The organism is Chryseobacterium gregarium DSM 19109 (assembly GCF_000430845.1).
In the GTDB taxonomy this organism is placed as follows: domain Bacteria; phylum Bacteroidota; class Bacteroidia; order Flavobacteriales; family Weeksellaceae; genus Chryseobacterium; species Chryseobacterium gregarium.
The window spans coordinates 266,253-291,425 of record NZ_AUMU01000002.1 but is presented as its reverse complement, the minus strand read 5'-3'; the positions used below and the strand labels follow the sequence as shown (position 1 = coordinate 291,425).

Genomic DNA, 25,173 nt, shown 5'->3' with positions numbered 1-25,173 from the left:
TATAAAAATGACAGGTACCAAAGAGCAAATACTGGATTTCATCAACCGCTGGGGTGAAGAGACCTTTGCGAAAACACTGGATATCCACTTTACCGATATTGATCTTGAAAATGAAACGTTAACGGCTACGATGCCTGTTTTGCCGAGAATTCATCAGCCTTTCGGAATTATGCACGGCGGCGCGAGCTGTGTCCTTGCAGAAACCATGGGCTCCAGCCTGTCCAATATCTTTATTGACGGTGAAAAGTATTATGGTGTCGGGACCAACATCAATACCAATCATCTCAGAAGCAAAAAAGACGGAACGGTGACTGCCATTGCGAGATTCATCAGAAAAGGGAGAAGCATGCACGTCTCTGAAATAGAAATCCGCGATGAAAAAGACCAGCTGATCAGTCATACAACGATGACCAACACAATTATTCATAAATAATAACTCATTCAATAAAATATCAGGCTCAAAAAATTTTTGAGCTTTTTTTATACCGCAGCTGCAACCTTTTTATTTTCCTGCATCCTATAAGAAAATAGCAACCATGAAAGCTCTTATTCTATCCTTTTCATTTTTACTGATGTTCATATTTTCCTGTAAAACAGATGATTCCGAAATTTTAGAGAAAACCGCTTCTTATGATGTATATGTTTCAGGTAAACAGAACGGACTATTCTGCTATTGGAAAAATGGAATAAAATATAACATAGCCAATAATTCTTCAGAATCCGGTCCCTCTAAAATATTTATTTCCGGAGCTGATGTTTATATTAAAGGAAGGTATGGATATTGGAAAAACGGAAATTATACAACTTACGCACAGGCAGCAGGGATAAATGGTTTGGATGCAATTGATATTTTTGATTTTTATGAAAAAGACGGGAATATTTATTTTGTAGGATATACCTGGCAAAGCAGCAATCCTTCACCTGACAAATATGAATTTTGTTACTGGAAAAACGGAGTTAAAACACTTTTATTCAAAGACACTCTCACTTATAATGATGGCTGTACGATTACAGAATTTAATAATGATGTCTACGTTGGAGCACGTAAAAGTAATACCAGTGGAGGTTTTGACAAAGGATATTTTAAGAATTCAACTTTTAATTCAATCTCCACAAGTTCTTACGGACAAGATTTTACTTATGTAATATCGAATGAAGCCCGTGTATATTTCACTTCGATAAATTATTATAAAGATTTAATATCCGGATTACAGACAAGTTTCATACCTACCCCAACAACCGGAAGTTATCAGCCTGCTCTTGATTATAATGATGTTTATATTAACGGAAGGCTTGGTGTTTATTATAAAAATTCAAATTTAATCAATTCTGCAAATCCATATTTAATAATCGAAGATTTAAAAGTAGTGGATGGAAATATCTATATGGTCAGATCAGATATTACAGGTTATAAAGTGCTTATTAATGATGTTGAATCTCAATATATCTCAAATTCTAATGCTTCAAGCTTTAATAACATTACAGTGATAAAAAATTAAATATGTCAAAACACAACTGGCAAAATCTATATAGCAATTATTCCCCGAAACTTCTGGGAATTTGCCGTCGATACATACAGGATATTTATACCGCAGAAGATATTGTACAGGACAGTTTTATAACTGCAATGCAAAAAGACCATCAATTGAATGATGAAAAAGCACTCTTTGCATGGCTTAAAAAGATTGTTGTTAATAATGCTTTGCAGCATATCCGCAAGCAGAGTAAAGATACCTTTGTGACTACCGAGCCATCAGAAATTCCAGATACCTATTCAGAAATGGACCATCTTTTTTTAGAAGAAAAAAACATCTTCATTTACGATTTCACAAGTGAAGAACTGCTGTCTTCCATTGACAGCCTTCCGCCTCACCACAAATCAGTCTTTAATTTATATTTTATTGAAAATTTTTCACATGCAGAAATTGCCGGTTCGCTGGGGATCACTGTAAATACTTCAAAATCTCATCTTCTGAGGGCAAAAAAATCAATCCAGAATTATTTACTGAATCATATTGTCAGTACCAGTACTCCGAAAAAGAAAATGGCGCAGCTGCTGGTGATTTTCGGGCTTGGAGGCTTACTTTGGGCCCAGGCTTTCCGGAGCAGGTTTTCAGATTTCAGTGTTTCACCGTCCAGAGCCCTGCAGATTCCGTCTGATATTAGAATATACCATCTATCATTTTCTTCATCCTATCCGGCATGGAAAAACAAAACCATTATAGCAAGTACTGTCTTAGTGATTATCATCATTTCAATATTTTTATCAAATCGGGAGAACTCTTTCTTCACAAAAAATAATTCAGCTGATTCCTTAAGTCTGTCTCAGAATAAACAGGATGAAAGAACCATTTATCAATCTGAAAAAAAAGAAGCAAATCCGAACCTTACCCTAAAGGAAAACATAAAAAATGAAAGTCTAAATGAGAAGAATTTCAAAGATGAAACTCCAAAAAACATCTTAAAAGAAAAAGGTAAAGCAGAAGAAAAAGATATTGAATCCGGAAAAAATTTCGGTAAAGCAATCAGGAAAGACTCCTTAACGGAAACGCCTGAAAAAGTAATCATAGTGAAAAAGATTATTAAAAGGGACACTGTATTTATAGATCGATAAATGAACATATTTTTAAGAAAAATAACATTCTTTTTACCTTTCGTGATCATAAGTCTATCCCATGCCCAGAAAAGGAAAAAGACAGATACCGTATATGTTTATGAAAATGTTATCATTCATGACACGGTGTATCTGATGAAACCTGTACCATTAAAACAGAATGACCTTATTTTTCCAGATCTGACTATACGGGAAAAGTTTTTTGTGCGCGATATTTATAAAGAAGGAATTGATAAAGAGCGGGCTAAAAAGAGAATCAGAATACAAAAACCACCGCTTTTCTTCTACGGTATCGAAGGCGGAACCGGGCTTAAAAACAGCGTTTGGGCACAGGAGCTTTCAGAAACCCGTCAGCAGTTCGGTGAACATTTCGGGCTCTGGATTTCAAAAACTGTCTTTAAACCTCAATTGTCAGTAATGCTTTCCGCTCATATGTATCACTGGAATTCTACTTTTGATCTCAATGCAAATAAAGAAGATACGTCTCTAAACGGATTTTATTTCACTGAAGATCACCAGCCACTACTCTTCCAAAGATTTAATAACAGGCATTTTGAATATGCTTTACAGCTAAAAGTAATTTACGACTGGAAAAATATCAGGCCGTTTGCAGGGTTTTTAATGAATAAGAATATCTATAAAATGCAGTTTTTGGTGCCTGAAAATAATGTTTTGGACAAATTGGATCATTTTAAAAGCAATCAGTTCAATTTTGGGTTTACACTGGGCTTACAGTGCAGAATGTTCAGCAAGATTCTTTTGTCTCTGGATTATCAGCAATATCAGATAAAGAATATTTCACTAAAAAACAGCTCTTTTGATTTTGACCTTTTTAAGACTAACAATACCTTTGCAGAAAGAAAAATCAATTTTGGAATTTCTTACATCATTTCCAAACCCTGATTTTATAAACCGTCCTACTCATGATTTATTTCAAATTTCCATTCGATGAGAAACTGTACTCAACAGACGAAAATTATCAGGAAAGCCACATAAGCTTTCATTCTTTTGACGGCTTGCATCAGATTGAATGCCATGGAAGAATTACAGAAATAAGTTCTGAAAATTTTGACTATACCGCCATAGGCAATGGAAGCCTGGCAAAAGACGGTAATGGCTATACGGCGGAAACTAAAGAAGAATATATACAGAATCTGCATAAAGCCATGGACATCATCAAAAACAACGAACTTCCCAAGCTGGTGTATTCAAGAAGGAAAATTTTTACAGGCTTTAATGAGATCCATGTAAATGAAAGTTTCAAAAACCTCTGCCGATCCTATCCGAATGCTTGCAGATACCTGCTGATTAACGGCGAAAATTCCTGGATGGGTGCCTTCTCAGAAGTATTGGGGAAATTTAATAAAACCACCCATGATTTCGGGACGATGAGCCTTGCCGGAACACTTCCGGTTTCAGAAAACTGGTCGGAAAAGGAAATTGAAGAACAAAAACCGGTAACACGCTATATCAGGGATATTTTAAGCCGTTATGGTGAAAAAATCGAAGAATCCGATACTTACGACCATATTTCAGGGAATATTAAGCATCTGAGAACTGATTTCAAAGCAAAAATAAAACAGGAGGATTTAGATACCATCATTCAGGAATTGCATCCTACGCCTGCCGTCTGCGGCATTCCTAAAGAATTCTGTAAAGAAAACATTCAGAACCTTGAAAAATTCCCTCGTGAGTTGTATGCTGGATACATTAAAATTGAGACTGAAGAAACCGTACAGTATTTTGTCAACCTGCGCTGTTCAAAGCTGTACCGGGATTCCGTTCATGTATTTGTCGGCGGCGGTATTACAGCACAAAGTGATCCCGAAAAAGAATGGACCGAAACTGAACTTAAATCCGAGGCGGTTCTGAAAAACTTAGTGGTTTCTTAATAAAAACCGGTAAATGGTTTTACTATAGAGCCTTCGTCAATAATTATAATATCAATAGAAAAACCTCCTTCGTGTAGAAAGAGGTTTATTGTCAACAAGTTATATTTTAATTATTTCTTCACTCCGATTTTACTCCAAGTGTTCATAACAAAAAGTAATATCAGGCCGATAACCGCACAGGCGATTGAAAATACAAACTTCAGATTATCCTCAGATAAAATATCAGTCTGCCAGTCTAAAGCGTAAAGATTGATGGCGATAAAAATGATAAACAGTACTAAAAATACTTTATAAAACTTCTGCATAATGCTTAAAAATTAATGTAAGTCTGCACCAGCTGGGCAAAATTTGCGGTAAATAGCTTAATGGAAATCGCCAACAAAATAATTCCGAAAACTTTCTGAAGAATGGCCAGTGTGGCCTCCCCCATTTTCTTTTCCAACCATTTTGCCGATTTCAGCACCAAATATACGAAAATTGTATTGAGAACGATCCCAAAAATGATATTAATATCATGAAATTCAGCCCTGAGTGACAGCGTTGTGGTTAAAGTACCGGCTCCTGCTACCAGCGGAAATGCGATAGGTACAATAGAGGCGGCCTTGACTTCTGTGGTTTTATGGATTTCAATCCCCAGGATCATTTCAAGAGCGATCACAAAAATGACAAATGCTCCTGCTATGGCAAAAGAATTGACATCCACCCCGATCAGCTTCAGGATTTTGTTTCCGACAAAAAGAAAAACCATCATGATCAGGCCTGCAGTAATCGAAGCCCTTCCGGCCTCAATCTGTCCGAATTTTTGCTGTAAGGTTACTACAATGGGAACGGATCCGATGATATCAATCACCGCAAAAAGCACCATAAAACAGGTAACAATTTCCTTTATAGAAAAATCATTAAATATTTCCATGTATTAATAATTAATAATTTCGCAAAAATATGAAAATAAACTGATTATTTGCTAATCTGTGAGTATAAATTAATAATGGCTCTTAAGAGTTCTTCTAATCCTTCATGAGATTTTACCGGTGTATATTTCTCAATTTGGATTTTTTGGGAAAGTGCTGTATATTCTGCAGCGGTTGCAGCCCCTTCATGAATTTCCAGGAAATCCCTGAAATTCCCTGCAGAACTCAGGGAAAACTGTTTCCTAATTTCAGTTTCCATTTCATCATACGTCTCGAAGAATTTCTGATACTCTTCGTTATCTTTAAGATTCTCTAGATAACTGAAATAATCATGAAGATCGGTTTTCTGATGTTTTCTTATCTCCATTTCTGTTTCAGATACTGACCCTAAGGATTTCGGAAGTGTGTTATCTTTAATTAACACACGTTTTTTTTGCCAATTTTTAAATATCAGATAAGCCAAAAACAATCCAAGCAAAATGAGAAAATTAGCCAGAAGAATATTCCAGTGGAATTTACTTTTTTCTTTTACTTTAAAAGATGTAGTCTTGAGCACCGGTGTATTGACTGTTTCCAGTAAAGTATTGGTATATTCATTGACTTTTTCCACCGTTGTTCTGGCATCCATGATCTCCTCATGAGAAAAGGCATTTACAGACAAAGTTTTCTCTCCAAGATCTACATATTCTTCGCTTGACGGATTAAAAAATGCAAAATGTTCCGTTTTAATATAAATTTCTCCGGCTTTTTTAGGAATAATAATATAGTTTGCCGCTATTTCGCCTTTCATTCCTTTTAATCCGGCTGTAACTTTAGTCGTAATCTTCGGCGCAAAAACTTCATAATCGGGTGAAGCTGCAATTTTCGGAAGCACAAGGTTTTTTAAGTTTCCCTCGCCGCTTACTTTCACCAATACATTCATCGGTTTTTTAATCTCGGCTTTTTCTTTTGAAATATTAACGAAACTTACCTTGAAATTCCCGACAGCATTTTTAAAACAGTCCGGAGCATCTTCCGGAAGTTTTTTGACATTTATCTTCACTTTATTGGAAACAACTTTGCTCCTGCCTGAAAAAGAGCTGACCGACGCTGAAACTCCGGGAACATCTACATACCCGGCTTCATTTGGGAAAACCATAAATACGGCTAAAACCTGTGAAGCCATATTTCCGTATTCGGATGACGGATCAATTTCAGATTTTGCAAAGCTCACCGGATATACATTCAGGTCATCCTGTTCAGGAAGACGAATGTTTTTCACCTTTCTGAAATTATCCATGTTTTTGGAATATACTTTCAGAACGGCAATAGCAGGCTGGTCCTGGTAGATCTCCCGGTCTTCTATTTCCATGTTTAAATAGACATCTTTTGAGGCAGCTGCCACCGCTTTCTTTTCAACATCCTTTATAAGGACTTCAAACGGTTCGGTTTTATAGATTTTATTATTAACCGTCACCAGGAACGAGCCGATTTTTATTTTTCCTTTCTGCTTCGGTTCAAGAGCCAGCCTGGTGATGGATTGTGAAATAACGGTATTGGTTTCGGGATCTGCATAACCGTTGTTCACAGATCCGCTTCCGATGATGTTGAACCTGGACAAATCCGGTGAACGCAAAGGGGTCTGCTGGTTATATTCCCCACCGTTCATTTCAAGAACAATGGTAAGATTAATAATTTCTTTAGCGCTGTAGCTTGTTTTATCAGGATTTACAGAAATATTTACCTGTCCGTAAGAAATTACGGATATTAAAAAAAATAGTATGTAAATAGATCTGTTCTGCATCACCAATCTTTCTCGTTGCTTTCGGGCATCGAATAAGAATTTTTATTTAAAATTCTTTTGGCGGTTTCTTTCTCTTTGTCGCTTACTTTATTGAGTATTTGATTTTCAAGTCCTTTCGGGATTCTGCCTTCATTATTCGATTTCTGGTTAGGGTCATTTCCCTGGCCTTTACCCTGATTCTGCTGGCCCTGTCCCTGATCTTTTTGATCTTTAGGTCCTCCTTTTTGATCATCATTCTGTTGCTGATCCTTACCACCGCCTCCTTTTCCGGAGTTATTCTGCTTCTGCTGTTTCTGTTGGTTTTCTTTTTCCTTCAGCTTGGCAATCTCATAATTTTTTCTGGTTGCTTCGCTGTAAGGGTTTTGTTTCAGGGACTGCTTATAAAATTGTGCTGCCTTTTCGGGCTGTTTCATCTGCATATACGCATTTCCAAGATTATGCAATGCCGCAGACTTATCGGAAAGGGTCTGTGAAAACCGCTGTGCCTTTTCAAACTCTGCTTTGGCCTCTTCATATTTCTTGCTTTTATATAATGCATTCCCCAAGTTGTAATGTGCCGTAAAATCTTTATCATTTGATTTAATGGCCTGCATATACTTGGCCGATGCCCCGTCATAATCTTTCCCGTTGAATTTTTCATTGCCTTCATACACAAGAGTTCTGTAGTTTTTCTGTCCAAACAGAAATCCTGAACTCAGGAAAGCAATAATAAACGGTAAAAAAAAGATTTTAGTATTCATCCAATGCAAAATTATCCCTTTATATGTTAAGAAACAGCGTCTTATTTGTTAAAGTTGGGTTAAAGTAATCACCGTTTTACAGCCTGCATACCACATGAGATTACACATTTAAATCCCTTTTAGGATTAAAAATGTAAATCAGCATGAAGAAAAATATCGAAACCATCAGAAAATACTGATAGTAGTGATTGGCATTCTGTGATTTCACCAATGTTTCAGAAGAACCTGATTTCTTTTGCAGGGCATCGATAATTTTATCCGGAGTTTCATTGATATTGTTTCCGTCAATATAGGAACCACCGGTTGATTCCGCCATTTTTTTCAATGCTGCAGTCTGTCTTTTTGAAATCACGGTCTGCCCCGATACATCCGTTTTATACCCCATCAGCTGACCGAACTGATATTCCGGGATCGGTGCTCCTTCATCAGATCCTATGCCCACGGAAGTAATCATTATTCCTTCTTTATCAGCTAGTTTTATAGCCGCTTCATCATTTCCTTCATTGTCTTCCCCATCACTTAGCAGCACAACTTTCCGTGTATTTTTACTTACGTTTTTAAATTTCCCGACGGCGCTTTTCATGCCGTTCAGGAAATCGGTTCCCTGAATCTGCATGGAATTGGTCTCAATTCCGCCGATGTATGTTTCTGCAGAATTATAATCTGTGGTTAAAGGCATGATCGAACTTGCCTCTCCTGCAAAAATCACGATTCCGACTTTGTCATTTTTCATCTTCTGCATGGTCTGGATCATCAGGTTCTTGGCTTCCGTCAGACGGCTTGGATTAATATCTTCCGCATTCATGGAATTGGAAACATCCAGCATGAAAATAACATTATTTAATTTCTGATTGGTTTTGATTTCTTCTGAGCCGCTCAGCAGATCAATGATGGAAAAAATCAAGAATAAAGTCCCCAGTATATACAGCGCAGGGAAAAACTTAGTAAAGCCTAATCTTTTTTCAAACAGATGCTCATGAAACTGAATATCAGCAAAAACCTGCTTTCTTTTATTTTTCCATTTCAGGTATCGGACTAAAAAAACAGCCAGCAGCGGTAAAAGCAACAGCAGTAACAAATACCAATAATTTCCCAAATACCACTCCATCAGCTTAAAATTTTATAAAACACCCATCTTAATAATGCATCTATACACAGAATCCCCAAAGCAATCCAGAGGAAAATTTTGAAATATTCCTGATAATTGAACAGCCTGGAAACTTTGACATCCGATTTTTCCAGCTGATTGATTTCATCATACACTTCTTCCAAGCTGCTGTTAGAGGTTGCCCTGAAATATTTCCCGCCGGTCATCTGGGCTACTTCCTTTAGAACCGGCTCATCGATTTTCACTTCCGTTTCCGTAAAAACGAGGTCCCCGAAAATATCGGTCTGAGTAGGCATTAAAGCATATCCGTTCGTTCCGATACCGATAGCATAAACTTTAATATTATTATTTTTTGCCAGTTCCGCCGCAATGGCCGGTGGCATAGCATTCTCGATGGTATTGACACCATCGGTCATCAGGATGATGATTTTACTTTTTGCCTTACTGTTTTTCAAATGGTTAACGGCCACTGATAACCCTTCTCCGATAGCTGTCCCGGGCTGTAATTCCAAAGGGTTTAGGTTTTGTAATTCATCGACGACTACCTGGTGATCAGAAGTTACCGGAACTTTTGTAAATGCTTCTCCGGAATAGGTTACCAGACCGATTCTGTCATTAGGCCGTTTTTCAACAAATTTTATCGCAATATCCTTCAGGGCTGTTAAACGGTCCGGGGTAAGATCTTTTGCCAGCATACTCAAAGAAACGTCTACGGAAAGCATGATATCAATCCCTTTTGTGTCATCCCTGTCCTGGGAAATGGTAAAAGTTCTTGGCCTAGCCATCGCAATGATAAGAGCAGAAAGTATGATATACTTGGAAATTCTAAGGAGAAACATCACCACACGGATGCCGCTGCTGTCAGACATATTCTTAACCGTCGGCACCTTGATGCCATTTCTTTTCTGTTTGCTTACATCCCTGAACATCAATGGGATAAACAACAGGAAAAGCAGTAAAAACCACGGACTGTAAAACTCAAAATCAAACATCTTTCCTCAGGTTTTCAAATTCGAGATCCTTTGATGATCTTTTTACAAAATTTCTGATGTCTGCAAAATCTTTTTCCATGATCTGCTGGTCAGGGAAGGTCTTTGCAAATTTCACCAGGTCACCTCTTACAAAAACATCCTCTATTACTTTTTCATTCTCTTGGGAGATCGTATTGTTTTTTTTCATCAGGTCAATAAGATCATCCGTAAGCAGGACATCGGCAGGTAACCGGTACTGTTTGGCAATGAATTTCCTAGAAATATCGATCAGTTCTACATAAAACAAACGGTAGTCTCCGCTTTCCACATATTTTTTCTTTTTAAGGGAATCCAGTTCCTTCAGGGTCTGGTTGGTGGCAACAACAGGTGAATCTTTGGATTTTCTGCCATACTTCACAAACATAATAATCGCAATAATCAGGGCTATTGCCGCAATTGCGGCCAGAATATAAAACTTATACAGCTGCCAGTAATCCGTGACCTCAAGCTTTACTTCTTTATTGTTCATGATATCGTTGATCTGATCTGCCTTTTGAGCAGTATTGATCACTTCGATTTCATAAGGGATGGTTTTTAATATTTTACCGCCTACCTTAAACTCAAGTTCCGGTATGGTAAATTTACCTTCATCGAATACAGCAAAATCAATTCTTCTGTAATATACATCCTGCGTCTGTGCAATACTGTCTTTGACCTCTTCAAAATGGAAAGGCAGCAGTTCATTTTCAGGAGCCGCCGAAACTTTCTCGTTATGAAGATTATTGATGGTTACAACGATGTGGTTCACTTCACCCAAAGCAACGGTTTTCTTCTCAACGCTGGAAGAAAGAATCTGTGAGAAGGCATTCGCACAGACTAAAAAACAAAATATAAATAATAGTTTTCTCAATCGTATTGTTAAATTTTAACATCGCATTGCCATTCTAACGAAGAATAATTTTAAGAATTAATCTTTGTTTAAATGTCAGGCCGGTATGTATTTATTTTTTCTGAAAGTAATTATATAACAGTCTCGAATAATCCGATCCCGTATTAATATTTATAAAGCTGGCTGAACTGTTCGCGAAATCTTCTTCCAGCGTTTTTAATTTCTGTTTCTGAGCCTCGGCAAACGTATACCTCCAGCGTGTGCTTGAAGTATTGGCCCAAACCTGTCTCCCTGTTTCCGCATCATACAATAAAGTATATCCCACATCAGGAATTTCATTATCTTTTTCATCGAATACCCTCAAGCCCAGCAGCTGGTGTTTTTTAGAGGCTACCCTCAGCATTTTGGAATCATAGTTATCCTCAAAATCAGAAAACAGGAAAACCAGTGACTTTTTTTTGAAAATCCCCATCATGTACTCCAGTGCCTTTTCTATTTTTGATTCGGCAGGTACATAATTAGCGGTCAGAATATTGCTGATAATGGAGAGGATGTGCTTTCTTCCTTTTTGAGGCGGAACCACTTTATACACCTTATCGGCAAATAAAATCAGGCCTACTTTATCGTTGTTGCCAGCTGCTGAAAAACCCAAACTTGCCGCAATTTCTGCTACATATTCCCTTTTAAGCTGATTTTTCGTCCCGTAATCCATTGACGCAGAAATATCCACAATCAGCATCATGGTAAGCTCCCGCTCTTCTTCCATCACTTTAACGAACGGCTCCCGGAAACGGGCGGTCTTATTCCAGTCGATCCTCCGGATCTCATCACCGAACTGGTATGGGCGGACTTCTGAAAAAGTCATGCCCTGACCTTTGAAAGCACTGTGATATTGTCCCATCAAAGAAGCCTCCGTCTTCTTTCGGGTACGGATTTCTATCTGTTTGACTTTTTTTACAATATCTTTTATCTGCATAACTTAAATGTAAAATATAACAGTGTAATAATATAACAATCTTATTTCAAACCTTAAACTGGTAAACTGTTACATTATTAAATTGCTACATTAATTATGGAGCCTGAATTTTCGCTAAAATCCTGCTGATGATTTCTTCTGTAGATATGTTTTCCGCTTCTGCCTCAAAGGTTAAACCGATCCTGTGTCTTAACACATCATTAGCCAGCGATTTTACATCTTCAGGGATAACAAAAGCCCTTCCTCTCAGAAATGCGTATGCTCTGGATGCAATGGCAAGATTGATGGAGGCTCTTGGTGAAGCACCAAAGGCAATATAATTCTTAAGTTCGGCAAGACCGTAGTTTTCAGGATAGCGGGTCGCAAATACCATATCCAGAATATATTTTTCTATCTTTTCATCAAGATAAATCTGATTGATCAACTCTTTTGCCTCTACAATATGCTGTAGGGAAATAACCGGCTTTACAACAGGCTGATGTGAAGTGGAAACCATTCTCATTACGGTTCTTTCATCTTCAAATTTCGGATAATCAATCGTACATTTCAGCATGAAACGGTCGCTTTGGGCTTCCGGTAAAAGATATGTACCTTCCTGGTCGATCGGGTTTTGTGTAGCCAATACCAGAAAAGGCTTCGGAAGCTTCATGGTTTCATCACCAATGGTTACCTGTTTTTCCTGCATCACTTCCAAAAGAGCCGACTGTACTTTCGCCGGAGCACGGTTAATTTCATCCGCAAGCACGAAGTTTGCAAAAACCGGTCCTCTTTTGATTGAAAAATCATTATCTTTAATGCTATAGATCATCGTTCCCACCACATCCGCAGGCAACAGATCCGGGGTAAACTGAATTCTTGAAAATTCACCGTCTACCGCTTCTGCCAGAGTTTTGATCGCTAATGTCTTAGCCAGTCCCGGGACCCCTTCCAAAAGGACATGCCCATTTCCGAGAAGTCCTACCAAAAGGCGGTCTATCATATATTCCTGCCCGATAATAACTTTGTTGATTTCCTGTCGAAGACGGGAAAAATAATAGTTCGCTTCCTTTATCTGTTCCGTAAGTTGACGGATATCTTCAGCCTGATTAATCTCTGACATAGCTTAATTTAAAATAATGGGTAAATTTCCAATAAATCCCTGCATTAATCAACACAATTAATGCCATATTTAAGTTAAAGTTTGTTAAATATTCCAGTATCGATGCAGGATTCTAAATTGGCTTATCAATTATAAATTAGATGAATTATCTGGCTTTTTCATAAAAATATATAAATTTAATTTCATTAACTGATTAAAAATTGTCATTTCCAGTTTATTAAACTATTTTTGGTGATTAAAATTCTGCAAAATGAATTATCATTTTCAAGCGCACAGGCAGGTAAGAAAAAACCTTCTGGATATTTTACAGAATACTTCGCATGAAGATCTGCTTCTGATTCCGGACGGCTTTAACAATAATATGTACTGGAACATTGCCCATACCGTTGCCACTCAGCAGCTGCTGCATTATTACCTCAGTGGAAATCCTTTCAGAATTGACAAATACTGGATTGAAACTTACAAAAAAGGTACATTACCGAATCTGAATGTTCAGAAATCAGAAGTAGAGGATCTTGAGTTTTTACTCATTGAAACATCAAAAACTCTGATGAGAGATTATGACAGTGATTTCTTTTCAGATTACACGCCTTATACCACCAGTTTTGGAATGGACCTGAAAAGCATTCAGGATGCTATCATTTTTAACAATATGCATGAATGCCAGCATTACGGATACCTTATGTCCCAGAAAAGGGCCATTTTAGGAGAAAAGTATTAGTGACAAAGAGTGTAGAAGAAGAAAATATTATTTACGGATATTATTCCGGAAAACAATTTATAAAAGAATATTAATGGATAACAACGATAAAAAGGACGATTTTATTTTCGGGCTGCGTCCCGTCATTGAAGCTATTGAAGCAGGGAAAACAATTGATAAAGTATTCGTGCAGAATGCTTTGCAGGGAGATATTTACGCTGAGCTTAAAACCATCTTAGCCAAAAATAAAATCCGTCCCAACTACGTTCCTGTTGAAAAACTGAACCGTTTTACAAGAAAAAACCACCAGGGCGTGGTTGCTTTTATTTCAGACGTTCCTTTTCACAAAATAGAAGACATTGTCCCTCAGCTTTTTGAAGAAGGGAAAACTCCTTTCTTATTAATCCTGGACCGGCTGACCGATGTCAGAAATTTCGGAGCCATCTGCAGGACGGCAGAATGTGTAGGAGTTGATGCGGTGATCATTCCTGAAAAAGGGGCCGCCCCGATTAATTCGGATGCCATAAAAACATCTGCAGGAGGTATTTACAATATTAAAATCTGTAAAGAGCCTAATCTCGCTCATGTAGTGGATTTCCTTCAGCAAAGCGGAATTTCCGTATTTGCCGCCAGCGAAAAGGCCCAGAAACTGATTTATGATGTCAGTTTTACAGAGCCCTGTGCGATTGTGATGGGCAATGAGGAAACAGGAATTTCAAAAGAAGTTCTCCACCATGCAGATGAGAAAATAAAGTTACCGATTGAAGGAAAAACCCAGTCCCTGAATGTTTCCGTAGCCTGCGGAGCCATTTTGTATGAAGCGGTAAGACAGAAAATGACGGTCAACTCAGGTCTTTAGTATTGATCGGCAGTTTGGATAAAATCAGAAGTAATACAAATTAAAAAAATCAAATGAAAAATATAGCAGCATTAGCGCTTATTTCAGCCATAGCATTGGTTTCATGTAATAAGAAAGAAACGACGAAAATTACAAAAGTAGATCCTAAAACAGGAAAAACCGTTACAGTAGAAGTTCCGGCTGATTCCGTGGCAAAAGTGGAAGAAAATCCGGCTATTAAAGATTCTGCAGGAATTTACACCCAGACTTTTAAACTGGAAAAGGGGAAAACCTATCCTCTGACAACATATCAGAGAGATACCAAAACAATGACCGATCCTAAAGGTAAAACCCTAAACGGAACCAGCGAATCTACGGATGAAATGTCGTTTACAGTTAATGATATCAAAGGGAATGTGTATGATATGACTTTAAACCTGATCGCTAAAAGAAATTCGCAGGCGGCCGACGGAAAAACGATTGTGGTGGACACCAAATTACCGATTCCGAAAGAGGATGACCTGAAAATGATCTGGAACATCAACAAAGCACTGACCGGAAACAAACTGAATATGAAGATGGATACCAAAGGGAACGTAATCTCCATTACAGGTTTTGATGCTGTTTACACAAAAGTTTCCAATGCGGTCGGCACATTGATAAAAGATGCCAATCAGAAAGCCAGTGTGGTGGCAAGCCTGAAAGAAACGTTCAATGAAAAAGTACTGAAGGATCAGCTTAATAAAAACTTAACGATTATCCCTAAAAAAGGAGTAAAAGTTGGAGAAAAATGGACCAGCAGTGAAAATGCCGATGCCCAGGGTAAAGTTAAAGTCAACTCAAATTATCAATTAAAAAGCGTAGGAAACGGGATCGCTGAAATCTCAGTAACCGGGGGAATTCCTAAAAAAGTAGACAAACAGAACCAGGGAGAGGTTACCCACAGCTTAAGCAGTGAACTGGCGCAAAACGGAACGATTAAGTTTGACCAGAATACAGGATGGATTAACAATCAGAATATTTCTGTAAAAACAACCCAGATCGAAACCATTTCGAACGGAAAAGAATCCCAGTCCATGAAAAGTGTTTCCAACTCTTCCGTAATGGTAAATCCGTCTTCCAAATAAAAGGTAGAGCGTTATTAGAGTTTGAGAAAAGGAACTGAGACCATGAACTTTAATCTTCAAACCTGTAAACAATTTATTTATCATGAAGTACATTTTTGAGTTTATACTCATTACTATCATTATTTATTTTGTGTGGAATATTTTAAAGAGAATTTTCTTTAAAACTTTTCACAGTTATGTGTTCGGCAATAAAAACAACAGTGCCAAACAGCAAGACCTACAAAACTCAGATCAGATCAATAAAAAACTCAATTGGGACGCTGAAACAGTGGACTATGAAGAGATCAAGGAAGATAAAAATAAATAGCCCGGCCCTTTCAGTATTTTAATACTGAAAGGGTTCTCAAATTAAATGCATTATGCTTAAGAAAAATAAAAACCTGGTTTTCATTCTGGCAAGTTTCGTGATTTTCATCATTCTTGCTTTTGTTTATGCCAATCCTGTTATCAGCGGAAAGCAGCTTTTCCAGCATGACATCGTACAGTATCGCGGCGGGGCCAAAGAGCTGCTTGATTACCGGGCTGATACTGATAATGAAACTTACTGGAGTGATTCTATGTTCGGGGGCATGCCGACCTACCAGATGGGAAGCCAGTTTAAAGGGGACATTATTAAAAATGTAGATTCCAAGCTGAATTTTCTTCCCAGGCCGGTTAATTACATTGTTCTCCTTTTCGGCGGTTTTTTCCTGTTAGGAATGGTCGTCGTCAGAAACTGGAAATATGCACTTTTAGGAGCCACTTTCTTTGGGCTTTCCACCTATTTTTATATTGCCATTGCAGCAGGACATAACGGTAAAATCAATACCATTGAATATTTTGCACCGCTGTTAGCCGGTATTTTACTGGTGTACATCAGGAAACAATATATTTGGGGCTTTATTGTCACTGCCCTGTTTATGGGGCTTCAGGTAGCAGCAAACCATCCGCAGATGACCTATTATCTTTTCTTGGCGTTAGGATTTTTATTCCTGTCCGAACTCATCCGGACGATCCAGAAAAAAGTTACGGTAAAGCATTTTTTAATTTCATCCGGGATCATTGCCGCTTCCTGTTTAATCGGAGTAGGAATGAATTCGCAAAGGATCATGGCGAATTCCGAATACATCAAAGAAACCGTCCGTGGAAAGCAGATCTTAACGAACGACAACCATACCGGAGGAACTTCAGGAATGGATAAGGAAAGTATGCTGATGTGGAGCTACGGTAAGCTGGAGACCCTGAACCTTTTCATCCCGAGATTAATGGGCGGCGGAAGCCAGGAGCCGGAAGGAAAAGAAATGATGGAGAAAGTGCAGGCCATGGTTCAGGAAAATGTAGGCTCACAGGCTGAAATGGACCGGGTTTCAAAAGGATTCGGAAATTTAACCTACTGGGGAGACCAGCCGGGAACGTCAGGCCCAGCCTATCAGGGAGCCATTGTATGTTTTCTGGCCGTTTTAGGATTCTTTTTTGCCTGGAAAAAATACCGATACTGGATCCTCGGGGCTTCGATACTCACAATTTTCTTAGCCTGGGGAAGCAACTTTATGCCTTTATCAGATTTCTTTATTGATTTTGTTCCGTTTTACAATAAATTCAGGGCACCATCTTCCATACTGGTTGTGGTAGAATTACTATTCCCTTTAATTGCCATCATCGGATTATACCGGTTCTTTACTGATTCTACCTTAACGGAAGAATATAAAAAGAAGATCCTACTGTATGTAAGCGGTGGAACTTTAGGCCTGGTCCTGATTCTTGTTGTTTTTGGAAAGTCCCTATTAGGTTTTCATACCGATAATGAAAAAACCTACCTGCCTCCTTTCCTGCTGGATTATCTGGTGGATGAACGATTCAAGCTGTTTAGAGCTGATGCGCTTAAGGCATTTATCTATGTGTCCATTGCAGCTGCAGTTCTGTTCTTAAGCCTGAAGAAAAAACTCAGGCAGAACATCGCATTGATCATCATCGGTGCAGTAAGCCTTTTTGATCTCTGGACGGTAAACAAACGTTACCTGAATGACGAAAATTATGTAGATAAGGTTTTTGCAGAAAATCCTTTCCAGACCGAAAGTTCAGATCTTTTAGCGGAAAAAGTGCAGGGAAACCCTAATCTGGAATCTATCCTGGCCAATGTAAATGTTAACAAAACCCTTGAAACGGTTGCTGAAAAAGACAAGACCCATTACAGGATCTTTAACAATATTTTGGGAACATTCAGTGAAACCAATACATCCTATTTTAAATCTTCCATCGGCGGGTATCACGCGGTGAAATTAAGAAGGTATGACGATGTGATCAATGAATACTTCCAGGTGATGGATTCCGTAAAAGTTCCGAATATCCTGAATCTTCTGAATGCAAAATATTGGGTAGTCGGCGGACCTGAACAGCCCCAGGCCATTCCGAATCCGAAAGCCAATGGAAACGCATGGTTTGTAAGTGACCTGAAATTCGCAGAGTCGCCTAATCAGGAAATTAAAGCAATCGGTATCATCGACAGTAAAAAGACAGCCATTATCGCCTCTTCCGATAAAAAGTATTTCGATGGAAAAATAGTTCAGCCGGATGCTGCAGCATTTATTAATTTAACGCGATACCAGCCGAATGAACTGGAGTTCAAATCTCAGTCAAAAACTCCACAGCTTGCTGTATTCTCCGAGATTTATTATCCTCATGGCTGGAAAATGTTTATTGACGACAAAGAAGTTCTTTATATCAAAGCAGATTATTTACTGCGTGCCGTACACGTTCCGGCCGGAAGCCATACAATCAGGATGATTTTCGAGCCTCAGGTTATTGAAACCGGGAAATGGATTTCTCTCCTGTGCTTCGGGTTATTTATCCTGCTGAGCGGTTTCGGACTTTATTTTATGTACCGAAGAACAAATAAAAGAAAAGAAATCATTACTGAAAAGCAGTGATATTGCACAATCTCATTCTCTATTATCCATTGACGGATCAGAATGAGTGAAACAGAATGCTTAATTAATGGAACTAAAAAAGATCCTTATCATCACCTATTACTGGCCTCCTGCGGGAGGTCCCGGTGTCCAGCGATGGCTGAAGTTTGCTAAATATTTACCTGAATACGGATGGAAACCGGTTATTTATACGCCGGAAAATCCAAGCTATCCTTTAACGGATGAAAGCCTGATGAAGGAAGTTCCCAAAAATATTGAAATTGTTAAAACGAAAATATGGGAGCCTTATCAGTGGGCTGAAAAGCTGAACAAGAGCAATAAAAAGTTCAAAGCCGGGCAGTTTGATGTCGGGAAAAACCAGAGCTGGAAATCCAGGCTTTCTATCTGGGTAAGGGGAAACTTTTTCATTCCCGATGCCCGGGTATTTTGGGTAAAGCCATCCGTTACATTTTTAGAAAAGTACCTTAAAGAAAATAAAATCGATGTTGTGGTCACCTCCGGGCCTCCCCATTCGCTGCACCTCATCGGTCTAAACCTTAAAAAACAATTGCCGGACATCAAGTGGATTGCCGATTTCCGTGATCCGTGGACGGAAATTTCTTATTATAAACACCTGAAACTTACCCGAGGTTCTGATAAAAAACATAGGAAGCTGGAAAGTGAGGTTTTTAAAAATGCAGATATTATACTCGCCACAAGCTATACTGATGCCGAAAATTTCCGTAAAAACGGGGCTAATGCCGTATGCATTACGAACGGTTTCGATGAAATGCATGCTCAGGAAAAATCATCAAATACTGCATTGAAGGAAGAAAAGTTTACCCTAAGCTACATTGGAGTACTGGAACAGCTGAGAAATCCTGAAAATCTATGGCATGCTTTGAATGATCTGATCCGGACCAATCCTGATTTTGCTGAAAGTTTTATGCTTAAATTTGCAGGAAGAATTGACGATAAAATTTTAAGTGCCCTTGAAAATTCAGTTTTAAAAGCCCATATTTTAAATTTAGGATATCTTTCTCATGACAAAGCGGTGGAAGAAATGGAAAAATCTTCGCTTTTACTGATCACTAATTTCCCTAATGAATCTTCAAAAGGGATTATTCCCGGAAAAATCTTCGAATACCTGGCTACGGGAAAACAGATTATTTCGTTTGGACCCCGTGAGGCAGATGTATCAACTATATTAAATGAGACTAAAGCAGGAAAACATTTCGGCTATCATGATGCTGAAACCGTTAAAGCTTTTATTTTAGAGAAATTCGAATTGTGGAAAAACGGCAGCCTTACCGGAACTGACCAGAATATTGACCAGTTTTCAAGAAGAAACCTGACGAAACAGCTGGCTGAAATTTTAAAGTAAAAACCAAATTTAAATCGTCCACTGGTCATTAATGATACCTACCAGATAATAGGTATCGTGAAATTCCTCGAATACAAGACGCAGGCATTTCCAATCCATTTCGGCATCGGACCCTGACCCTTTGATGTAGTTTTCTGTAAAATCTGCATTGGGGTATATTTTCTTTAAATTATTCAGTGAATTTCTACCACCCTGAAATTCATTGAATGAAACTTTTGCTGTTGCAAAGTGTTTTGAATACACCCATTTTGTGAGATACTCATTAATTGTGGCCTGGTATAAATCTCCTGATCCGTCCATTGTTCCCCAGGTAAAAATGGTTTTTGTAGGTTGGTATTTCAGAAAATCCGGCTTTGAAAAAACTTTATCTTCCTCAGGGTTTATAAAAGCATACATGGAAAAACGCACTCCTTTTACCGGATGTATAAGATCAGCCAGTTTACTATATTGTTTATCTTTTAACAGCCGAACGATATTTTCATTATTATTTTTTAAAACGGTCTCCTTGTCTGCTGTATTATCTTTGCTTAAATAGCCAGGCTGATCTTTCAGGATAGAATCTGTTGTTCCATTATTCACGAAAGTATCAGATTGTTTTTTGCAGCCTGTTATACTCAGAATGAGTACTGAAATAAAGACTTTTTTCATGTTAGTATTTAGATAGATTTAAATTAACCAAAACCGATGCCAATCCAAACTAAGCCTGAAGTGGTTTAACCGATCAAACAATATCCATGATGAATAAAATATCTCACCACCTAATTGGCATTTATCTTACTTAACCGTCTTTTTAACTAAATTTGTTTTATGGAAATTTTGGACATCCTTATTGTCGGGGGCGGGCCTATAGGTCTGAACTGCGCACTGGAAGCAAAGCATAACAATCTTAGCTATATTATTATCGAAAAAGGGACAATTGTTAATTCACTGTACCATTATCCCTTGTATATGAGATTTTTTTCCACCGCGGATAAACTCGAAATTGACGGAATTCCGTTTATTTCAGCAGCTCCGAAGCCTGGGAGACAGGAGGCTCTTGAATATTATCAGGGCATTGCAAGACAGAAAGATATTAATATCAATTTATATGAAAAGGTTTTACATATCACCAGAAAAGACGGGATTTTTGAAATTGAAACCTCAAAATCAAAATACAGGGCAAAGAATGTTATTATCTCAACAGGATTCTACGACATTCCGAACCTAATGGATATTCCCGGAGAGCACTTATCTAAAGTGAAACATTATTATACAGAACCTTATCCTTATGCCAGGCAGAAAGTTGTAGTCGTGGGCTCCAGCAATTCTTCGGTGGATGCCGCTTTGGAAACTTACCGCAAAGGAGCTGAAGTCACGATGATCATTCGCCATTCTGAAATTTCCGAAAATGTAAAATATTGGGTGAAGCCTGATATTGAAAACAGGATTACTGAAGGAAGCATCACGGCTCATTTCAATTCTCAGTTAATTGAAATCAAAGAAAATTCTGTTATATTCAGAAATGAAAAGGGGAAAATCAGTGAAATTGAAAATGATTTTGTACTGGCCATGACCGGTTACCTTCCTGATTTTAATTTCTTAAAAAACTCAGGCATCGAACTGCAGGGCGACTGCTTAAACCCTTTGTATGATTCTGAAACTATGGAGACCAACGTAAAAAACCTTTATCTTGCTGGTGTGGTCTGCGGCGGAAAAGATACCCATCTCTGGTTTATAGAAAACTCAAGGATTCATGCGAAAATGATTGTTCAGCATATTGTTTCAGCATACTGATGGTATACATCATCATTTCAATAGAGACAAGCTGCAGATAATTACAAAAAACTATCTTTATAAAATAAAATTTTCAAGATGAATAAGTTTTTAATTACTTTCATTTTCATTGCTGCATTTCTCCCGTCTCAGGTTTCGGCACAGGAAGACAGTATTCAAAGGTATCTTACCAAAGCACTGAATATTATGCAGAAGAAATCAGTCAATAAATCAAAGGTAAAGTGGAAAGAACTGTACAGTACGGCATTAAACGATGCGTCAAAAGCAAAGACCATTAAAGAAACTTATCCTGTTTTAGAAAAAGCATTAGGTTCGTTAGATGATGCGCATTCTAAATTTTATCCTGAAGAGATGGTAAGAGCCTACACCTTAGGCTACAAAGCCACCGGCCAGGAGTTTCCGGTCATTGAAAGTAAAATGCTGGAGAACAGGTATGCTTACATCAGCTTACCCAATATCGGGTCGTTCAATAAGGATGACTGGAACTTATACATCAATACTTTTTATCTGAAATTGAATGAACTGCAAAAGCAGAATCCCAAAGGCTGGATCGTTGACCTGAGAGACAATTACGGAGGAATGCTATATCCCATGTACGCTGCCGTGGCGCCGTTCTTCGACCATAAGAATATCGTAGGGACCAAAGATGCGGAAGGAACCGTTGAATATTTCAACTACAAAGACGGGAAATTTTACGAAGGCCGGACCGCAACCCAGCTTTTCCAGCTGAAAGAAAAAAAACCCAAACAGATAAAGATGCCTATTGCCGTACTGATCAATAAAGTAACCGGCAGCTCGGCAGAATTTATCACAGCTGCATTTGTCGGACAGAAAAATGTAAAGCTGATCGGTGTCAATACACAGGGTCTCACCTCCGGAAATCAGGAATATAAATTATCCGACGGATCTTTTCTTGTATTGACCATCGGAAACATCGTGGACCGCACAGGTAAAGAATATGCTGAAATCGGAAAAGGGATTTCACCTGATATCACTATAGGAAAATCAGATGATAAAACAAAAACCGACGAATCATATCTGAATAAGGCATTTAATTATATTGACAGCAATCGGTAGATGATTCATATGCCGTTTAATTGTATTTCAAAAATAATTTCACAAAGATTATGATGATTACGCAGATTTTCATGAGTATCTGAATATGCTCAATTTAAAAATCAGCCCTTACGCCAAAAACAAAATTCCTTTTTGCTGCAGGATTATAATACCGGTTCCCGAAAGCATTGATATCAAATCCTAAGACATAGTTTTCATTATACAGGTTCTGGATCTGTAATGATACCGTCAGTTTTGTTTTGTCAAAAGCTACCGGATACCTGAACTGGATATTTCCGACCAGGCTGGATTCCGACCAAACGGAATTTGCATCATTCAGAGGAATCCTCGACGTATAAAAATGTGAGTAATCAACCATCAACTTTCTGAAAAAAGTAAGATTCAATAAGCTATTGACAGTTGTTTGAGGAACGCCGGTCAAGTCATTACCTGAAAAATCACTGGTATTCTGCCGGTAATTTTCAAAAGCAAAATCATAAAAGCTTCCTGAAAACCGGAATTTAAAATGGCTGAAAATATTGTTTTTCAGATCAAAATTTTTAGATTCCAGAAGGACTTCCACCCCTTTTTGAACCGTCTCCCCAGCATTGACGAAATATTCCTGCCCTGCTTCATTCTGCCGTCTCACAATAGCATCCTTCATCCTGAAATCAAAATAACTCCCTTCTACAAAAATTGAATTCCCGAACTGCTTTCTGATTCCAGCTTCCTTATTCCAGCCATATTCCGGCTGGAGGCCGGCATTAAACTGCTGATCGGAAGACCGGATTTCCTCATTGGTCGGCGCCGAATTTCCTTTTCCGATCTTGGCTCTTACAGAAAATCCTTTTTCCAGCAGATAGGTAACCCCAATATTCGGAAGCCACTGATTTTTAAAGCTTACATTCCCGTTTTCAGCCTCTGGGTACATCCTTTCCCATTCATAAGAATTAGAATTCAGGCTTAACGAAATATCGGTAAAAAGCTTTTCACTAATATTGAGTTTCTGCGAAAGGAAATAAAATCCGGAAATATTTTTAAGCTGATCAAAATTCTGCGGATTCCCTTCCGTTCCCCTGTTGTTGTCATAATTTCTGATCAGGATATCATTGATTCCGCCTTCAAAACCCGCCCGGTAGGCCAATGAAATGCGGTCCCACTTCTTCTCGTAATTAAAATGGGTCCTGAGGGCAAAGTTTTTCTCAAAACGGTTTTCAAAATTGGTAATAAAAGGATTTTCAAAGTCCACGTAAGAACCCTGAACCAGAATAAAATGTGAAAAATGCGGATTGAAATTAAATTCGTAGGAAAGCCCGGCCAGAATCATTTTGTTCCTTATTCCCGCATCCTGTTCTTTAGCTCCCAGAACGGTTTTGGTCCCCGGCCTTGCCTGCTGCCTGTCGGCCTGCATTTGTTCGAGGGTCAGCCCGCCCGGTGTCTGGTAATCCAGATCGGTATATAAAAGCATGGCTTTCAAAAGACCTTTTTCTGAATATTGAAAGTTGTCTTTAAGAAATACCTGTTTCCGCTGAACTTTTGCCTGCTCACGGTAAGAATCAGTCTGATAATAATTCTGAAAAATTTCAAAAAAATGTTTTCCCAACTGCTTTGAAAGTCCGAAATTCTGGTTAAACATGCCATAACTACCAATGGCTGCGCCAGCAGAAATATGCTCTGCATTTTGGGTCTGAAGCAGAATGGTTCCGCCTGTTACGGCTCCATAATCCCCGCTTTCCGGGCCTTTATAAATTTCCATCCTAGTGATCAGTTCCGGGGAAATAACATTAAAATACGTATTGCCAGAAGCATCAGACAAAATAAAATCATCCAGGTACACTTTCACATTCCGTACCCCAAAAGGTGATCTCAGGGTGCTTCCGCGCAATGAAACCCTGTAACTTCCTGGAGAACGCTCCTCCATTCTGGCTCCCGGAACTTGGTTTAAAGATTCCACCATCCTTTCAGGAATATTCTGGTTTAAAAGATTCTCGGAAATTACGGCCGCTGATTTTGTAGAAGCCATAAAAGGGGCCGGTTTCTTATAGGCATCAATCCTCACTTCTGAAATCAGTGCGGCAGAATCTCTTTGTTGAGAAAATATAAGTGAGCCGGAAAAAACAGAAAGTAAAAAATATAGTTTTGTCATCGGTAAAGCCTAGCAAAAACCGTACTCTTATGCCGCTGTCAGGATTAAAAATGTGATAAATAAAATTAATGTCCCTTTTAAAATTATTTAAGCACATCAGTTCTTTAAAAACAATATAAAAGCAGATCACAAGTCAACCTTAGTTGAATATTAAAGATTTTTCAAAACTTATGAGTATACCTGAAGTTGCTTTAGAGTTGTTTACATGAATTTAGCAGGCTCTGGTTATTTGTGAACGAATTAATTTTGAACACCTAAATTCTAATAAAAAACTGCAGACA

Annotated in this window: 24 protein-coding genes; 13 read left to right on the top strand and 11 right to left on the bottom strand. The window is 38.3% G+C overall.

Annotated elements, in window-relative coordinates:
- The first annotated feature begins 7 nt into the window (after positions 1–7).
- The 5 genes from H561_RS0104135 to H561_RS0104115 all read left to right on the top strand — a co-directional run bounded on the left by H561_RS0104135 (position 8) and on the right by H561_RS0104115 (position 4,506).
- Positions 8–433 carry a PaaI family thioesterase gene (locus tag H561_RS0104135; RefSeq protein ID WP_027385871.1) on the top strand — a complete coding sequence of 142 codons (426 nt, stop codon included), beginning with the start codon at positions 8–10 and terminating at the stop codon, positions 431–433.
- Positions 434–572: 139 nt separating this feature from the next.
- On the top strand, positions 573–1,499 hold the full coding sequence (locus H561_RS0104130) for a hypothetical protein (RefSeq protein WP_034761307.1): 927 nt from the start codon (positions 573–575) through the stop codon (positions 1,497–1,499).
- 2 nt (positions 1,500–1,501) lie between these two features.
- Complete coding sequence (locus tag H561_RS0104125; protein WP_081411625.1) at positions 1,502–2,614, top strand: RNA polymerase sigma factor; 1,113 nt, start codon at positions 1,502–1,504, stop codon at positions 2,612–2,614.
- On the top strand, positions 2,615–3,517 hold the full coding sequence (locus H561_RS0104120) for a hypothetical protein (RefSeq protein ID WP_027385868.1): 903 nt from the start codon (positions 2,615–2,617) through the stop codon (positions 3,515–3,517).
- A 20-nt stretch (positions 3,518–3,537) separates the two neighbouring features.
- A complete protein-coding gene (locus tag H561_RS0104115; RefSeq protein ID WP_027385867.1) occupies positions 3,538–4,506 on the top strand; it encodes a chorismate-binding protein in 969 nt (322 codons plus the stop codon).
- Between the two features lie 110 nt (positions 4,507–4,616).
- Here H561_RS0104115 and H561_RS0104110 read toward each other — a convergent pair whose 3' ends face one another.
- From H561_RS0104110 to H561_RS0104070, 9 genes are all read right to left on the bottom strand, one after another.
- The gene (locus H561_RS0104110; RefSeq protein WP_027385866.1) at positions 4,617–4,811 is read right to left on the bottom strand and encodes a hypothetical protein; all 195 of its coding nucleotides are present in this window, start codon (positions 4,809–4,811) and stop codon (positions 4,617–4,619) included.
- Positions 4,812–4,816: 5 nt separating this feature from the next.
- Positions 4,817–5,419, bottom strand: a complete 603-nt coding sequence (locus tag H561_RS0104105; protein WP_027385865.1) for a MarC family protein — start codon at positions 5,417–5,419, stop codon at positions 4,817–4,819.
- Between the two features lie 44 nt (positions 5,420–5,463).
- Positions 5,464–7,200, bottom strand: a complete 1,737-nt coding sequence (locus H561_RS0104100) for a BatD family protein (RefSeq protein WP_027385864.1) — start codon at positions 7,198–7,200, stop codon at positions 5,464–5,466.
- The gene (locus tag H561_RS0104095; protein ID WP_027385863.1) at positions 7,200–7,940 is read right to left on the bottom strand and encodes a tetratricopeptide repeat protein; all 741 of its coding nucleotides are present in this window, start codon (positions 7,938–7,940) and stop codon (positions 7,200–7,202) included. The genes H561_RS0104100 and H561_RS0104095 overlap by 1 nt, the downstream gene beginning before the upstream one ends.
- A gap of 100 nt (positions 7,941–8,040) precedes the next feature.
- Positions 8,041–9,048, bottom strand: a complete 1,008-nt coding sequence (locus H561_RS0104090; protein WP_027385862.1) for a vWA domain-containing protein — start codon at positions 9,046–9,048, stop codon at positions 8,041–8,043.
- The gene (locus H561_RS0104085) at positions 9,048–10,040 is read right to left on the bottom strand and encodes a VWA domain-containing protein (RefSeq protein WP_027385861.1); all 993 of its coding nucleotides are present in this window, start codon (positions 10,038–10,040) and stop codon (positions 9,048–9,050) included. The genes H561_RS0104090 and H561_RS0104085 overlap by 1 nt, the downstream gene beginning before the upstream one ends.
- The gene (locus H561_RS0104080; protein ID WP_394330838.1) at positions 10,033–10,929 is read right to left on the bottom strand and encodes a BatD family protein; all 897 of its coding nucleotides are present in this window, start codon (positions 10,927–10,929) and stop codon (positions 10,033–10,035) included. Before H561_RS0104080 ends, H561_RS0104085 begins: the two co-directional genes overlap by 8 nt.
- Before the next feature lie 91 nt (positions 10,930–11,020).
- Positions 11,021–11,884 carry a DUF58 domain-containing protein gene (locus H561_RS0104075; RefSeq protein WP_027385859.1) on the bottom strand — a complete coding sequence of 288 codons (864 nt, stop codon included), beginning with the start codon at positions 11,882–11,884 and terminating at the stop codon, positions 11,021–11,023.
- 94 nt (positions 11,885–11,978) lie between these two features.
- Entirely contained in the window at positions 11,979–12,983 is a 1,005-nt protein-coding gene (locus H561_RS0104070) for an AAA family ATPase (RefSeq protein ID WP_027385858.1), read from the bottom strand.
- Positions 12,984–13,233: 250 nt separating this feature from the next.
- Between H561_RS0104070 and H561_RS0104065 the strand changes: the two genes are divergently transcribed.
- The 6 genes from H561_RS0104065 (at position 13,234) to H561_RS0104040 (ending at position 19,917) form a co-directional block, all read left to right on the top strand.
- Positions 13,234–13,704: a DinB family protein gene (locus H561_RS0104065; RefSeq protein ID WP_027385857.1), complete on the top strand. Its 471-nt coding sequence runs from the start codon at positions 13,234–13,236 to the stop codon at positions 13,702–13,704.
- Between the two features lie 73 nt (positions 13,705–13,777).
- Complete coding sequence (gene rlmB / locus H561_RS0104060) at positions 13,778–14,542, top strand: 23S rRNA (guanosine(2251)-2'-O)-methyltransferase RlmB (protein ID WP_034761303.1); 765 nt, start codon at positions 13,778–13,780, stop codon at positions 14,540–14,542.
- 53 nt (positions 14,543–14,595) lie between these two features.
- Positions 14,596–15,648: a DUF6263 family protein gene (locus tag H561_RS0104055; protein ID WP_027385855.1), complete on the top strand. Its 1,053-nt coding sequence runs from the start codon at positions 14,596–14,598 to the stop codon at positions 15,646–15,648.
- A 79-nt stretch (positions 15,649–15,727) separates the two neighbouring features.
- Positions 15,728–15,955, top strand: coding sequence for a hypothetical protein (locus H561_RS0104050; protein WP_394330840.1), 228 nt, complete (start codon positions 15,728–15,730; stop codon positions 15,953–15,955).
- A gap of 52 nt (positions 15,956–16,007) precedes the next feature.
- Positions 16,008–18,554, top strand: coding sequence for a YfhO family protein (locus H561_RS0104045; protein ID WP_027385853.1), 2,547 nt, complete (start codon positions 16,008–16,010; stop codon positions 18,552–18,554).
- 67 nt (positions 18,555–18,621) lie between these two features.
- Positions 18,622–19,917 carry a glycosyltransferase family protein gene (locus tag H561_RS0104040; RefSeq protein ID WP_027385852.1) on the top strand — a complete coding sequence of 432 codons (1,296 nt, stop codon included), beginning with the start codon at positions 18,622–18,624 and terminating at the stop codon, positions 19,915–19,917.
- Between the two features lie 9 nt (positions 19,918–19,926).
- Here H561_RS0104040 and H561_RS0104035 read toward each other — a convergent pair whose 3' ends face one another.
- Positions 19,927–20,565, bottom strand: a complete 639-nt coding sequence (locus tag H561_RS0104035) for a hypothetical protein (RefSeq protein WP_027385851.1) — start codon at positions 20,563–20,565, stop codon at positions 19,927–19,929.
- A gap of 159 nt (positions 20,566–20,724) precedes the next feature.
- Here H561_RS0104035 and H561_RS0104030 point away from each other — a divergent pair, with 159 nt between their 5' ends.
- Entirely contained in the window at positions 20,725–21,690 is a 966-nt protein-coding gene (locus H561_RS0104030; protein ID WP_027385850.1) for a YpdA family putative bacillithiol disulfide reductase, read from the top strand.
- A gap of 78 nt (positions 21,691–21,768) precedes the next feature.
- The gene (locus tag H561_RS0104025; protein WP_027385849.1) at positions 21,769–22,767 is read left to right on the top strand and encodes a S41 family peptidase; all 999 of its coding nucleotides are present in this window, start codon (positions 21,769–21,771) and stop codon (positions 22,765–22,767) included.
- Between the two features lie 94 nt (positions 22,768–22,861).
- Here the strand turns inward: H561_RS0104025 and H561_RS0104020 are convergent, their stop codons facing one another.
- Positions 22,862–24,892 (bottom strand): TonB-dependent receptor, encoded by a 2,031-nt coding sequence (locus H561_RS0104020; protein WP_027385848.1) that lies wholly within the window; start codon positions 24,890–24,892, stop codon positions 22,862–22,864.
- Positions 24,893–25,173 lie beyond the last annotated feature (281 nt).